We start from the raw sequence: 388 nt of genomic DNA on the forward strand, positions 1-388 counted from the left end.
TTCAAAGTCTCCCACCTATCCTACACATTACTTATCCAAAACCAATACTAAGCTATAGTAAAGGTGCACGGGGTCTTTTCGTCCCACAGCGGGTAAACGGCATCTTCACCGTTACTACAATTTCACCGAGCTCATGGCTGAGACAGTATCCAGATCGTTGCACCATTCGTGCAGGTCGGAACTTACCCGACAAGGAATTTCGCTACCTTAGGACCGTTATAGTTACGGCCGCCGTTTACTGGGGCTTCATTTCAGATCTTCGCCGAAGCTAAACCCTCCACTTAACCTTCCAGCACCGGGCAGGTGTCAGGCCATATACGTCATCTTTCAATTTAGCATAGCCCTGTGTTTTTGATAAACAGTCGCCTGGATCTTTTCACTGCGGCCC

The 388-nt window shown here is 48.5% G+C and carries 1 rRNA gene; it reads right to left on the minus strand.

Going from position 1 to position 388, the window contains the following annotated elements:
* A 23S ribosomal RNA gene (locus tag FUA24_RS01185) occupies positions 1-388 on the minus strand; the annotation flags it as partial.

Source organism: Seonamhaeicola marinus (assembly GCF_008085455.1).